This is a genomic window from Tessaracoccus sp. SD287 (assembly GCF_017355265.1).
Taxonomy (GTDB): domain Bacteria; phylum Actinomycetota; class Actinomycetes; order Propionibacteriales; family Propionibacteriaceae; genus Aestuariimicrobium.
The window spans coordinates 82,279-94,970 of the sequence record NZ_JADIJQ010000002.1 but is presented as its reverse complement, the minus strand read 5'-3'; the positions used below and the strand labels follow the sequence as shown (position 1 = coordinate 94,970).

The following is a 12,692-nucleotide window of genomic DNA, read 5'->3' as shown; positions in this document are numbered from 1 at the left end:
TTGGCGGCATGGACCTACAGGTCGGCATAGATGAGGCGGCGGCCTTTCTGAGTGTCCCGCCCGAGATTGTGGCGTCTCTGCTGGCGTCCGGGGACCTTCCCTACGTGCAGACGGCTGAACGGGCGAACATTCGCTTGAGCGATCTGACGGAATATCAGCGCCGCCTCGCTGAGCGGCGGAAAGACGCGTTAGAGGAAATGGCCGAGATTGCTCGGGAGAGCGGGCTCTATGAGCATACTGCGCGCTCGGGTGAGGGTATCCGCTGAGCCGAGGTGGGAGTACTCGAAACCAGGAGACAGACGGGATAGCATTTGTTGATGTCGCACAGTGCTGTGGACCCAGTGATCCAGTTCACGTTGGCGGGCCAGAACTACCGTCTCGCGCGTTCTGACGTGGTAGCACGACTCGAAGGGATCCGGCCCCGAAGGGTTGGCAAGTACGCAGTCAAGATCCAAGGTGTCTGGTTTCCGGTCAACCAGGCGTTTGGGGTGGGGAGCGGGATTCCGGAGGCGCTGTTCAACGCGCGGACCGCGCACCGTCACCTTGGAAAGCTGGGGCTGGAGGTTCGCGGCGAGGTTACGGCTCGCGGGGCGCATGGGCCCGACGCCGCTCGTGGGTCAGCCCAGAGGCCGTCCACTGCTGACGACCCCGTATGGCACTCCGAGGCCATGGTGCAACAGAAGGTCGTCGCGGCTCTCGACATGCATGGCTGGCGTATCGTGTCACAAGCCGACACGATCACTCGCGAGCGCGGCATTGACATAGTCGCTACATGTATCGGCGAGACTGTAGGCATCGAAGTCAAGGGATTCCCGAGCAGGACTTACGCCGACCCTCGCAGGGCAGGCGAAGTGAAACCAACCCGACCAAGCAACCAGGCGGTGCACTGGTACAGCCAGGCCGTGCTGGCCGCCATGCGTCTCCGGACACGCAACCCGGACTATCGCAGCGTGATCGCGCTCCCGGACTTCCCTCGATACCGAACGCTGTTTGAGGAGACGCGCTCATCCCTGGATGCTGCGGCGATCGAAGTCTGGTGGGTGGCAGAAGCGGGAGCGGTCGAGGGGTTATGAGGTGGCCAGACTCGAGCGGCGTAGCAGCGCGGCCGGTGATCATGGCGGCGGGCAGCCTTATCGCTCTGGTGACGTCATACATGGGCTTCCGAAACCCACGTGTCGCTTCATCCATCCAGTCGGTGAAGTACGGGTCCCAGGACAGGGGCACGTGCATCCCGCGGGCGAGGTCCTGGGGGCTGGCGTGTTCTGCCCAACGCAGCAGCCACGCCGTGTCGGCGTCCATCATGCGCCGCGCGAACCCGATGCCCAGCACCCGCGCTCCGCCCACGGCGCCGATGTAGTTCACCCACGAGTAGGTGCGCGTGGTGGCGGTCAGCAGGCGTGCCCACGCCCGCTGCGCCGGGTCGGGCAACCGGCGGAAGGCGCCGATGAGTGGGACGAAGACCCGCGCGATCCGCTGCCCGAACCACATGTGGAAGAGCAGTTCGCGGTTGGTCCACCGGGTGCCGTGGCTGGGAGCGTCCAGGTCAGAGGGGGACGCCGTCGCGACCAGGGTGGTGAAGTCGTCGCGCAGCCATTCCAGGTCCCGCAGGGCCTCAGGTGGTAACCCCATGCAGCCATTGTCGCGCGCCGCGCTCAGCGGCTGAACACCCGCACCGGGCTGACCAGTTCCAGCCCGACCAACTGCCCCACCTCCGGGGTGGAGGTGCCCCGCACCCGGGCCAGCACCCCACTGGTGTGCTCGCTGAACTCGGGCGCGATCCGCGCCAGGTTCAGGCTGACCAGGGCGTCGTGGCCGTAGAAGTCCACCCGGGAGACATAGGCATCGGCGACGCCCTTGCCGGGGTCCACCAGCCGCAACTGCTCGGGACGCAGCAGCACGTCCACCTGCCCGCGGGGGATGAAACCGACCACCGGCAGCATCCCGACGGCGCAGCGCACATGCTGGTCGGCCGTCTCGCCCGGCAGCAGCACCGCGTCGCCCATGAAGGAGGCCACTTGCGGGTCGGCCGGGGCCATGTAGATGGTGCGCGGCTCGGCCACCTGCCGCACCTCGCCGTGGCGCAGCACCGCGATCTCGGAGGCAAAGGACATGGCTTCGGCCTGGTCGTGGGTGACCAGCACCACCGTCGACCCGGCCGCGCGTAGCGCTCGCGCGGTTGCCTCGCGGGTCGCCGCCCGCAGCCCCGTGTCCAGCGACGAGAACGGTTCGTCCAGCAGCACGACCTCCGGGCGGGGTGCGAGGGCCCGGGCCAGGGCGACCCGCTGCTGCTGTCCCCCCGACAGTTCGGCCGGACGGCGCTCGGCCAGGTCGGCGGGCAGTTCCACCAGGTCCAGCAGTTCCAGCACCCGGTCGCGATGGGCCCGCTCCCGGCTGGTGAAGCCGCTGGCGGGCAGGCCGAAGGCAATGTTCCCGGCGACGCTGAGGTGGGGGAACAGCCCGCCCTCCTGGCGGACGTAGCCAATGCCGCGGCGTTCCGGCGGCACCCACTTGTGCGGTCCGGCGACCAGGCGTCCGCCAATGCTGGCCTCACCGCCGGACGGCTTGATGAACCCGGCGATGGCCCGCAACAGGGTGGTCTTGCCCGAACCGGAGTCGCCCAGGATCGCGGTGGTCGCCCCCTGCGGGACGGTCAGGCTGACCCCGTGCAGCACCTCGGTGCGGCCATAGCCGGCCCGCAGGTCGTTGACCCTGACCTCGTTCATCGCACTCCTCATCCCTGCCGTGTGATCTGGCGTCGCAGCAGCACCGTCATCGGAACCGACAGTGCAATCATGACCGCCGCGTAGGGAGCCGCCGCGGCATAGTCCAATTCGTCACTGGCGGCCCAGAATGCCAGCGCCAGGGTTTCAGCCCCCGAGGGGGCCAGCAGCAGGGTGGCGGTCAGTTCGGTCGAGATGGCCAGCGCCACCAGCACGAATCCGGCCAGCACCGACGGCGCCGCCAACGGCAGCACCACTCGTCCGAGCACGGCCAGACTGCCCTGCCCGAGCGAGCGGGCTGCCTCGGACAGCTCCGGGGGTGCTGCGGCCAGCCCCGACCGCAACGCCACGGTGGCACGCGGCAGGAACAGCACGGCGTAGGCGAGCACCAGCAAGGTCACCGTCTGGTAGATCCCCGGCACCCACCGCACCGCGACCGTCACCAGTGCCAGCGCCACCACCACGCCCGGCAGCGAACTGGCGATGTAGGTCACCCGTTCCAGCAGGACCGCGAGCAGCCCATGGCGGCGGCTCAGCATCAGCGCCACCGGCAGCGCCAGCACCACCGCCACCAACCCGCCGAGCAGCGACAGCCCCAAGGTCGTCCCGGTCGCGGTCCACAGGTCGTCGGCGACGGCCCCGGACTGGCTGGTGCCCACCACCAACCACCGCACCACCATGACCACCGGCACCAGCACCGACAGGCCCACCAACCCGGCCAGCACCCCCATCGCCGGGGCCGTCCAGTGGCCAAGCGGCAGCGGCGCCGGACGTCGGACCGCGCCGCTGCCGAGCCGGGCGATCCGGCCGCGGCCGCGCACGACCAGTTCGACCGTCAGCACCAGCAGGCACAACAGCAGCAGCACCGAGGCCAGCAGGGAGCCCTGTTGGCTGCTGAAGCCGACCGCGTACTGCTGCAGGATCGCTGTGGTGAACGTCTGGAAGCGCATCATCGACAGCACGCCGTACTCGGCGAGCAGGTGCAGCGCCACCAGCAGCGCCCCGCCGCTCACCGCCGGACGCAGCCGCGGCAGCACCGTCCGCAGGAACGCGGTGACCGGTCCCAGACCCAGGGAGCGCGCGACCTCCTCCTCGCCGGCGTCCAGGGTGCGCAGCAGTGCTGCCACCGGCAGGAAGACGAAGGGGAAGTACGCCAAGGTCGTCACCAGGGCGGCACCGCCGAGCCCGACCAGCCCCGGCTGCCACGAAATCCAGGTGTAGCTGGACACGAACGCGGGGATCGCCAGCGGCGCCAGCATCAGGGTGCGCCAGACCCCGGCGGCCGGCAGGTCGGTGCGCTCCACCAGCCAGGCGGCGCCCACCCCGAGAACCACCGACAGTGGGACGGTCAGCGCCATCAGCACGAAGGTGTTGCCCAGCAGACGACCGATCCGGGGACGCAGCAGGTAGTCGAGGGCAGCGCCCACGCCCTCGTCCCCGAGCGCGGAGCCCAGCACGACGACGATCGGCAGCAAGACCAGTGCCGCCACCGTCGCAGCCGCTGCCCGCAGCCACCAGCGCTCAGAAGATGCCGGCATCCGTCATCAGCTTGGTCACCTGGTCGGAGTTCAGGGTGAAGGGGTCGACGGGCGGAGCGTCCAGGCTGGCAAGCGGCGGCAGCGCCGGGTCGGAGGCCACCCCGTTGCCGACGGCGTACTCCATGGACTTCGAGGTGACCAGTACCTGCTGGCCCTCGGGGGAGGTGACGAAGGCCAGGAACTGCTGGGCCTGGTCGGCCTTGTCGCTGCTCTTCAGCACGCCGCCGGCGGACAGCGAGACGAACGCGCCGGGGTCCTTCTTGCCGAAGTAGTGCAGCTGCGTGTTGCCGGAGCCCTCCTTGTTCCCGGCCTGGTCGCGGTACCAGTAGTAGTGGTACATGATGCCGACCGGCACCTCGCCGGCATTGACGGCCTTCATGGTGGCGATGTTGTTCTGGAACACCTTGGCCCCCGACTGCAGGGCCTCCAGCCAGGTCGCAGTTTCCTGCTCGCCGCGGTCGGCCAGCATGCCAGCCACGATGGCCTGGAAGTCGGCGCCGCCGGGGGCGCAGCCCCAGCGACCCTTCCAGGACGCGTCGGCCAGGTCCATCATCGAGACGGGCAGCTCGGACTTGCTGATCTTGGACGGGTTCCACACCAGCACCGTCGACCGGGCCGCGATGCCGATCCAGTCCTTGCTGGACGGGGCCGCCGACGCTGGCACCTGGCTGAGCGTGGCGGCCGCCACCGGGGCGAGCAGCCCGGCGCGCTGCACCAGCGTCATCGCCGGGGAGTTCTCGGTGAGGAAGACGTCGGCGGGGCTCTTGTCGCCCTCCTGGACGATCTGATGGCCCATGGACGAGTCCTGCCCGGCGCGGACCTGCGTCTTGATGCCAGTCTTCTCGGTGAACGCCTCGGCCCAGGCGTCGGTGACGTTCTGGTGCTGGCTGGAGTAGATCTGCAGGGCGTCCGGGTCGGTGCCGCCGTCCTCGGAACCGGAACTGCAGGCGGCCAGGGCCAGCGGAGTGACCGCGAGCGAGGTCAGCAGCACGCGGCGGGTCAGTCGGGTGTCCCGGATGGGTGGCAGGTTCACAGCAGGGTTCCTCGCGGTTCGGGGCTGACCGGTGCCGCGGGGGCGGCTCGGTGGGGGACAAGGGCTTGCAGCCGTCGGATGGGGCGCTCGCTCAGGCGCCACAGGGCGACCCCGACGGCCACGGACAGCACGGTGCCCAGCAGCGGACGTCCGAGCCAGTCGAGTATGTGGAACTGCACCAGGTAGACGTGCAGGCTGGCGGCGGCGAGCACCGAGACGGGGGTGACCAGCATCGCCGGAACCGGCACCGTGCGCAGCAGCGCGAGCGCGCTGATGCCGGCCAGGATGATGCCATTGCGCAGCAGGTCGCCGGGGAAAAAGTCGATGACGCCGACGGCGGCCAGGGCCAGGGTGAGCAGGCGTTGGCCCCTCGACCGGGCCTGCGCCAGGGCCAGACCGGCGGCGAAGAGGAAGAACACCGTCGGCATGATGCCGCGCAGGGTGCCCTCGAACAGGCCCAGCACCGCGAACCGGCTGACCAGCCCGACCAGCAGCAGCCCCAACGAGACCCGCCAGGGGTGCGATGCCCACAAGCGGCTGAGGGTCGGCACCGAGAGGACGGCGGTGGTGACCAGCAGGCACAGCACCACCGCGTCGACGAACCACAGTTCGTTGCGTTGCAGCCGGTTCACGTCACCGGTGGCCCAGTTCGCCAGCAGCAGGTTTGCCACGCCGTAGCGTCCGGTGGCCATGCCAAGTGCGGCGACGGCCATGGTGGGCACGGCGATGCCGATCAGCAGTCGGGCGGTGCCCCGCCACCGTTGGCCAATGCCGAGCGCCGACAGCCCGAACAGGGCGGCGTTGAACCCGACGACGGCCATCAGGGTGTGCGCCCCACCGGGAAGTCGGAACAGGTGCGCGTGGGACCCGGCGATCATCACCACGGCGAGCGCGCGCAGCACCGCGGTCGTCTCCATCCGCCGCCAGCTGCGGCGTCCGCGGGTGGTGGGGGTGGCGGGGTCGTCGCGGTGCCGGACTTCCGCCTCGCGGACCAGCTCGGCCAAGGGCCGGTGGTGCCAGTCGGTGGGCAGGTCGCCCAGCAGCTCGCCGAGCGCCAGTGCGGCCTGGACGTGGCTCAGGGAGTCGCCCCCCTGGGCGACGAAGGACAACTCGAGGTCGATCTGGTCACGTCCCAGCACCCGGCGCAGCACCGCGGCGGCCCGGACCGCCACACCGGGGGAGTCGATCTGCTGGCGTGTCCCGGCGCACTCATCGGGGTCGGAACCACGGATCAGCAGGTCGCAGCCGGCGCGGTCCAGCTTGCCGCTGGCCAGCCGGGGTAGACCGATGACAGCGACCCGGACGTGACCGACGCCGAGCCCGCAGGCGTCGGCAGCCAGCCTGCGGGCCAGGGTGCTGGTGTGCTGAACGCTCTGGCCGGGCACGGGTTCGACGCCGACCCTCAGGCCGGTGTCGTCGCCGGTGACACAGGCGACCAGGCCGGAGCGTTCCAGCGCTGCCTCCACCCTGCCCAGGTCAATGCGAAGCCCCAACACCTTGACGAATCCGGAGCGTCGGCCCACGATCTGCAGCAGGCCGTCGCGCCAGCCGCCGAGGTCGCCGGTACGAAGTTCGGTGACCATCCGGCCCAGGGCCAAGTCGTCGGGATGGTCGGCATAGCCGAGCATCACCCCAGGACCGCGGACGACGATCTCACCGGTCCCGGCCTCACGGTCGGCCTCGGGCACCCGGGTGTCGATCGTGATCGTGGTCTCGGGCAGGGGACGGCCCACGGTGCCCGGCGAGCCCACCGTGATGTCGGGGTGCTGGACGGTGATGCGGGCCGTCGCCTCGGTCTGGCCGTACATCAGCGACAGACCCCAGCCGTGGGTGCGGCCCAGGGCCGTCGTCCGCGCGACCCGCTCGGGGCCCATCCGTCCGCCGGCCTGGGTGATCAGCCGTAGTGAGGGATGGGGCCGGTCCAGGACGCCGGTGGTCTCGGCGAGTTCGATCATGTGGGGGACCACGGCCAGGGTCGTGACCCCCGCGTCCACCACGTCCCAGAACCCGTGGTCGAGGACGGACTGGTCGGTGAGCGCCACGCTGCCCCCGACGGCCAGATGGCTGTGCAGCACCGAGAGGCCGTAGGTGTAGTGCAGCGGCAGGCTGGTGATGCCACGGTCCTCGGCGCCCAGCCCCAGCGAGTGGGCGATGCCACGGGCATTGCTGAGCAGGTTGTCGTGTGACAGGCGGACCAGCTTCGGCGAACTGGTGCTGCCGGACGTGCTGAGCAACAACGCCAGGTCGGGATGCAGCAGGTACGCCGGCGAGGAGGAGGTTCTGCTCACGGTGTCGTCATCGACGAGCAGGTCTGCAGGCCAGTGGCGCTGCAGCGCCCCGTGCGTCTGGTCGCTGGTGACCAGGGCGACGTGACCGGCCTCCAGGACGCCGAGGTAGGCCACGATGCTGTCGAGGGTGGGACGCAGTCGCACGTGGGTGAGCAGCCGAGCGTCGAGGGCGGGGGGCAACGCGGCGGCGAACTCCTCGACCCGTTGACGCAGGCCCGCGTGGTCGATGACATCCCCGTCAGGATCCACCAGCGCGGGCCGGTGGGGGTCGACGGTGCCGGGCAGCGGAAGCGGGGAGTGACCCGTCAGGGTCGGTCGCGTCAGGAGCTGGGGCACCTCGTTAGGGTAGCCTCACTAGCCGGATATAGACAAGGCGAGAGTTGTCTAATGTGACGCAACCGAGAGTGGTGCAGGTGTGGTGGGCCGACCTGCGCAGCGCCGAGATGAGTGCTGCGCAGCGCCTGCCTGCCGCCGAACGGGCCAGGCTGGACGAACTGGACGACCAGGCGGCGCGCGGACGCCGACTCGTTGGTGAACTGCTGCTGCAGTCGGCGGTGCGTCACGCCCGGGGTCTAGCCGACGACGCACTGGTCGAGATCGACCGCACCTGTGCGCAGTGCCGGCGGCAGCACGGGCGTCCGACGGTGGCCGACGGCGCCGGACCACACCTGTCGGTGGCCCACGCCGGGGTGCTGGTGGCGGTCGCGACCTGCGCCGGAGCCCCGGTCGGGATCGATGTGGAACGTGCCCGCGCAGAGGTCGACATCGCGGGGTGGGTCCTCGCCGAGGCCCGGCTGAAGGTCGGGGTCGAACTGGCGGGTGGGAACGCTGGAGCAGGGGACAGCGGTGGATCGCATTCGGTGGTCCTTGACGCTCCGCTGGACGGGTACCGGGCGGCCCTGGTGGTGGCCGGTGCCGGTCCGGTGCAGGTGGTGGAGCACCACGTCGCTAGTGACGTGGATCACATTTGAGGAGGGGTCGAGGGGCGCACCTGTTACCGTGCTTGGGTCCCCTCGCCGGTCGAGGGGATGTTTTGCGTGTCTGCCCCGAGGAGTTTCCATGCCCAGACGTCGTCGCTCTGCCGAGCTGCTGGAGCAGTTCGACCACGCGATCCGCCGACGGCCGGCGAAACATGGCACAGGCATTGACTGGGCCGTCTTCGGCATTGCCGCGACCGTCGTCATCGCCTTCCTGACCTGGGGCGTGGTGGCGCCGGCGAAGCTTGGTGCGTTTTCCGGTGATGCGCTGAACTGGACGATGGCCACCTTCGGCTGGCTGTTCGTCGGCGCCGGGTCGATCTTCCTGGTCTACGTCATCTGGGTGGCGCTGAGCCGCTTCGGCGACATCCCGCTGGGTCGCGATGGCGAGACGCCGCAATTTCGCACCTCGTCGTGGATCGCGATGATGTTCGCCACCGGCATGGGCATCGGACTGATGTTCTACGGCGTCGGCGAACCGCTGTTCTTCTACATGGCCCCGCCGCCGGACACCACCGATCCGCAGACGGCCCAGGCCCTCGAGACGGCCATGGCCACCACCATGTTCCACTGGACGCTGTACCCGTGGGCCATGTACGCCCTGGTCGGGCTGGCGATGGGCTACAGCGCCTACCGGATGGGACGGGCGCAGCTGTTCAGCTCGATGTACACCTCGCTGTTCGGCGAACGCGCCGTGAACGGCTGGGGCGGACGGGTGATCAACATCCTGGCCATCATTGCCACGCTGTTCGGGTCGGCCGCGTCCCTGGGTCTGGGGGCGCTGCAGATCGGCGGCGGCCTCGAGGCGAGCGGCATCGTCGAGCAGTCCACGACCATCCTGCTGGTGGTCGTGATCGCGGTGCTGACCGCGGCCTTCGTGGCGTCGGCAGTCGCCGGCATCGAGAAGGGCATCCAGCGCCTCTCGAACATCAACATGCTGCTGGCCGTGGTGCTGGCCGTCATTGTCTTCCTGGGCGGGCCCACCCTGTTCATCCTGAACGTGATTCCCAACGCGGTCGGGTCCTTCATTGACCAGATGCCGCAGATGGCATCCCGCACCCCCGCCCTCGGGTCCGAGGTGTCGGCCTGGCTGGGTTCGTGGACCGTCTTCTACTGGGCGTGGTGGATCTCGTGGACCCCCTTCGTGGGCATGTTCATTGCCCGCATCTCGCGCGGTCGTACCATCCGTGACTTCGTCGCCGGCGTGCTGCTGGTGCCCTCGACGGTGTCGCTGCTGTGGTTCGCCATCTTCGGTGGCGGCGCGATCGGCATCCAGCGCGGCGCCGAGGTGGCCGGCAATGATGACCGCTTGCTGGCACGCCTGGTCGACGGCGCACCGGACATCAACTTCGACCTGATCCTGTTCGAGATGCTCGACAAGCTGCGGGTGCCCGATTGGATCACCCTGGTGCTGGTCGTCGTCGCGATCGTGCTGGTCGCGATCTTCTTCGTGACCGGCGCCGACAGTGCGTCCATCGTGATGGGCGGGCTCTCGGAACGTGGCGCCGAGGAGCCGCGCACCGGTCTGGTCGCCTTCTGGGGCGTGGCCACCGGGGCCGTGGCGGCGATCATGCTGATGGCCGGCGGTGATGAACCGGCGACTGCGCTGAACGGGTTGAAGAACATCACCATCGTCAGCGCGCTGCCGTTCGTGGTTGTGATGCTGGTGCTGCTGCTGGCGCTGACTGGCGTCCACGGTGCTGGAGGAATCGGTCATCGAGGCCGTCGAGGAGCACGACGGCACCTTCTCGCTGGCGACCACCGACGCCCCGGAGACACCGGTGGTGGTGACCACCGCACGCTCCGATGCCCTGTCGGTGGACCCCTCGGACGCCGACGGTGAGGGATCCTCGCTGGCGGTGGCCCCTGCCGGGGAGGGTGAGGCGGAGCCCCGCCGCTCGCCCGACCCCGAGCAGTAGCCGTCGACGCGTGAACAAACAAGTCCCCCAGAGCACGAGCCCTGCACTATGACAGGCCGCGTGCTCTGGGGGACTTGTTTGTTGACGGGTGGTGAGCGTCTGAACCGTTCCAAGCGCAGGGCCAGCCGCAGCGGGGCGTCCAGGTCGCGCCGCTCGGCCAGTGAACCGCGGACCGGTAGTTGGACGCCGGTAGCTGCTCGGGCCGGTCAGAGACGCCCCGACAGGGCCATCGTGTCGAGGACGTCGCCGATCGCAGCTCGGGCCTGGATGCACCCCTTGCGGGCGCGTCCGTAGTCGGCGAAGGTGAGCCCGGCAAACAGGGGTGTGAGGGAGCCCTCGATGCGTCCGATGCGGCGCAGCGACACTTCGGCCATCCCCAGGATCTCCGGACCGGTGTGGGTCTCGGTGGACTTCAGGAACGTGGTGGGAATGCTGGCGAGGTCCGCCAGAGTGGCAGTCAGCTCGGCCAGGTTGTCCCGGTTCTCTCCCCCGCGGAGGGTGATGCCATAGGCGTCGTCGAAGGCGTTGTCGGTTTCGAAGGTGGGCAGGGTGCAGGCCGAGGCACTCGTCCCGGCCAGCTGGGGCAGCTGCTTCGCCGCGGGTGTCCTGCGTGGTGTGGGTGCCGGAGGTGCCAGCGGCGCCGGGTCTGGTGCTGGTGCTGGTGGGGTGGGCTCGGGCAGCGCCAATCCCAGTTCACGCTCGAGTTCGGCGATCCTGACCGGGTCGGACTCGTACTCGACCGACTCCTGCTCGTCGACCCCGGGGACCGTTCGGGTGCCGCCATTGACCACCAGCAGCACGGGCCACAACAACGCCCACCCGAGAGCAGTCAGTGCCCGAACGGTCCCACCGTCCGCGGGTTCCTGCACGCGGGTCTGGATCAGGTTGCCGGCGGTGGCCCACACCACACCGGTCAACAACAGGAACGGGGTGCCCATGGTGGTCCTCTCTCACGCTGTGCCACAGGTCTATCAGCCGTCGCTGACAGGAATTGCAGGCCCCGGCGGTCAGTATCCGCCGCGACCCATGAGCCAGGAGGTGTGAACAGACAAGTCCCCCAGAGCACGAGCCCTGCACTATGACAGGGCGTGTGCTCTGGGGGACTTGTGTGTTGACATGTGGGGCGGTGCGCGGGTCTCGCCACCAGCGATCCCTATCCGCTCGGCCAGGCGCACACGGTCGGTAACAGGGGGTTCCACCCCCGGAACGACACAACGCCCCACCCGAGTCATCGGGGGCCGCCGCAGCCGGCGAGCACGAGGCTCGCAATCGTGGTGGCGGCGACAGCCGCGACACGGAACTTCTTCCACATGTGCATCTCCCTGGGTCACTCCCGCCAGCGTGAGTGCGGCCTCTTCGCCGTGCTGTCCGGGTCGTCTGGCGGAACCTCTCCGCACTGAAATAGTCGTCGCTCTCGTCCCCGGACGGTCAGCTGTTGCCATGTGTTGCACTGGCGGGGACCAGGGACGGCTGGGACCGCTCAGGCGGGCAGGACGTAGAAGTAGACCAGCAGGTAGTGCAACAGTGCGGCCAGCATGACCAGGACGTGCCACAACTCATGGAAGCCGAAGACCCCGGGTCGGACGTTCGGTCGTTCGGCGACGTAGACGGCGAAGCCCACGGTGTAGATCACGCCGGAGGCGCCCATCAGGGCCAGGGCGCCCAGCGAAAGGTGCGTGGCAGTCCCGACCAGCAGCGCAGTGACCCAGCCGACTGAGATGTACAGCGTGTTCGTGATGTACTTCGGCACCTTCTGTCGCCATACCGAACGCAGGACGATTCCTGCCACAGCAATGAGCCACACCCCTGCGAGCACGGTCCACCCGTACACGTTGCGGAACAACACCAGCACCAGGGGAGTCAGCGACCCGGCGATCAGGAAGTACACCGAGGCGTAGTCGAGCGTGCGCAGCACCTCGTTCACCCGGGCCCCGGCGTCGATGCCATGGTGCACTGCGCTGGCGACGAACAACACCACCAAGGACAATCCGTAGATCGCCAACCCGACGATCTTCCACGGGTCACCCTGGTCAGCGGATTGTGAGATGAGCAACCCGGCCCCGACCAATGCGAAGCAGGCACCCACCAGGTGCGACATGGTGTTGAATCGCTCGTCGGTCACGTGGATGCTGCCGTCACGACTCCGAGGAATCGTCCGGTCGGGGTCTTCGGTCGGACGGTGAGAGCGGTCCGTGGTGTGGGACGTGGTGTTCAACC

Annotated in this window: 10 protein-coding genes; 4 read left to right on the top strand and 6 right to left on the bottom strand. The window is 69.1% G+C overall.

Going from position 1 to position 12,692, the window contains the following annotated elements; all coding sequences use genetic code 11:
- The first annotated feature begins 8 nt into the window (after window positions 1–8).
- Both IPV09_RS01500 and IPV09_RS01495 read left to right on the top strand, forming a co-directional pair.
- Entirely contained in the window at window positions 9–266 is a 258-nt protein-coding gene (locus tag IPV09_RS01500) for a hypothetical protein (protein ID WP_207473162.1), read from the top strand.
- 51 nt (window positions 267–317) lie between these two features.
- Window positions 318–1,073 carry a hypothetical protein gene (locus IPV09_RS01495; RefSeq protein ID WP_207473161.1) on the top strand — a complete coding sequence of 252 codons (756 nt, stop codon included), beginning with the start codon at window positions 318–320 and terminating at the stop codon, window positions 1,071–1,073.
- A 579-nt stretch (window positions 1,074–1,652) separates the two neighbouring features.
- On the opposite strand, the gene IPV09_RS01490 is transcribed toward IPV09_RS01495, so the two are convergent.
- The 4 genes from IPV09_RS01490 to IPV09_RS01475 are packed head-to-tail and all read right to left on the bottom strand — an operon-like array spanning window position 1,653 to window position 7,915.
- Complete coding sequence (locus IPV09_RS01490) at window positions 1,653–2,723, bottom strand: ABC transporter ATP-binding protein (RefSeq protein ID WP_242681080.1); 1,071 nt, start codon at window positions 2,721–2,723, stop codon at window positions 1,653–1,655.
- An 8-nt stretch (window positions 2,724–2,731) separates the two neighbouring features.
- A complete protein-coding gene (locus tag IPV09_RS01485; RefSeq protein WP_207473159.1) occupies window positions 2,732–4,258 on the bottom strand; it encodes an iron ABC transporter permease in 1,527 nt (508 codons plus the stop codon).
- On the bottom strand, window positions 4,242–5,291 hold the full coding sequence (locus IPV09_RS01480; RefSeq protein ID WP_370590174.1) for an iron ABC transporter substrate-binding protein: 1,050 nt from the start codon (window positions 5,289–5,291) through the stop codon (window positions 4,242–4,244). Before IPV09_RS01480 ends, IPV09_RS01485 begins: the two co-directional genes overlap by 17 nt.
- Window positions 5,288–7,915, bottom strand: a complete 2,628-nt coding sequence (locus tag IPV09_RS01475; RefSeq protein WP_207473158.1) for an AMP-binding protein — start codon at window positions 7,913–7,915, stop codon at window positions 5,288–5,290. The genes IPV09_RS01480 and IPV09_RS01475 overlap by 4 nt, the downstream gene beginning before the upstream one ends.
- 53 nt (window positions 7,916–7,968) lie before the next feature.
- On the opposite strand from IPV09_RS01475, the gene IPV09_RS01470 reads away from it, so the two are divergent.
- Entirely contained in the window at window positions 7,969–8,550 is a 582-nt protein-coding gene (locus IPV09_RS01470; RefSeq protein WP_207473157.1) for a 4'-phosphopantetheinyl transferase superfamily protein, read from the top strand.
- 88 nt (window positions 8,551–8,638) lie between these two features.
- Window positions 8,639–10,399, top strand: a complete 1,761-nt coding sequence (locus IPV09_RS01465) for a BCCT family transporter (protein ID WP_207473156.1) — start codon at window positions 8,639–8,641, stop codon at window positions 10,397–10,399.
- Between the two features lie 282 nt (window positions 10,400–10,681).
- Here IPV09_RS01465 and IPV09_RS01460 read toward each other — a convergent pair whose 3' ends face one another.
- Both IPV09_RS01460 and IPV09_RS01455 read right to left on the bottom strand, forming a co-directional pair.
- The gene (locus IPV09_RS01460; RefSeq protein ID WP_207473153.1) at window positions 10,682–11,413 is read right to left on the bottom strand and encodes a hypothetical protein; all 732 of its coding nucleotides are present in this window, start codon (window positions 11,411–11,413) and stop codon (window positions 10,682–10,684) included.
- Between the two features lie 542 nt (window positions 11,414–11,955).
- Window positions 11,956–12,690: a hemolysin III family protein gene (locus IPV09_RS01455; protein ID WP_207473151.1), complete on the bottom strand. Its 735-nt coding sequence runs from the start codon at window positions 12,688–12,690 to the stop codon at window positions 11,956–11,958.
- Window positions 12,691–12,692 lie beyond the last annotated feature (2 nt).

Bases quoted from the DNA above. Each gene is read 5' to 3' on its own strand.
- IPV09_RS01500 (WP_207473162.1), top strand. From the start codon at position 9: ATGGACCTACAGGTCGGCATAGATGAGGCGGCGGCCTTTCTGAGTGTC.
- IPV09_RS01495 (WP_207473161.1), top strand. From the start codon at position 318: ATGTCGCACAGTGCTGTGGACCCAGTGATCCAGTTCACGTTGGCGGGC.
- IPV09_RS01490 (WP_242681080.1), bottom strand. From the start codon at position 2,723: ATGAACGAGGTCAGGGTCAACGACCTGCGGGCCGGCTATGGCCGCACC.
- IPV09_RS01485 (WP_207473159.1), bottom strand. From the start codon at position 4,258: ATGCCGGCATCTTCTGAGCGCTGGTGGCTGCGGGCAGCGGCTGCGACG.
- IPV09_RS01465 (WP_207473156.1), top strand. From the start codon at position 8,639: ATGCCCAGACGTCGTCGCTCTGCCGAGCTGCTGGAGCAGTTCGACCAC.
- IPV09_RS01460 (WP_207473153.1), bottom strand. From the start codon at position 11,413: ATGGGCACCCCGTTCCTGTTGTTGACCGGTGTGGTGTGGGCCACCGCC.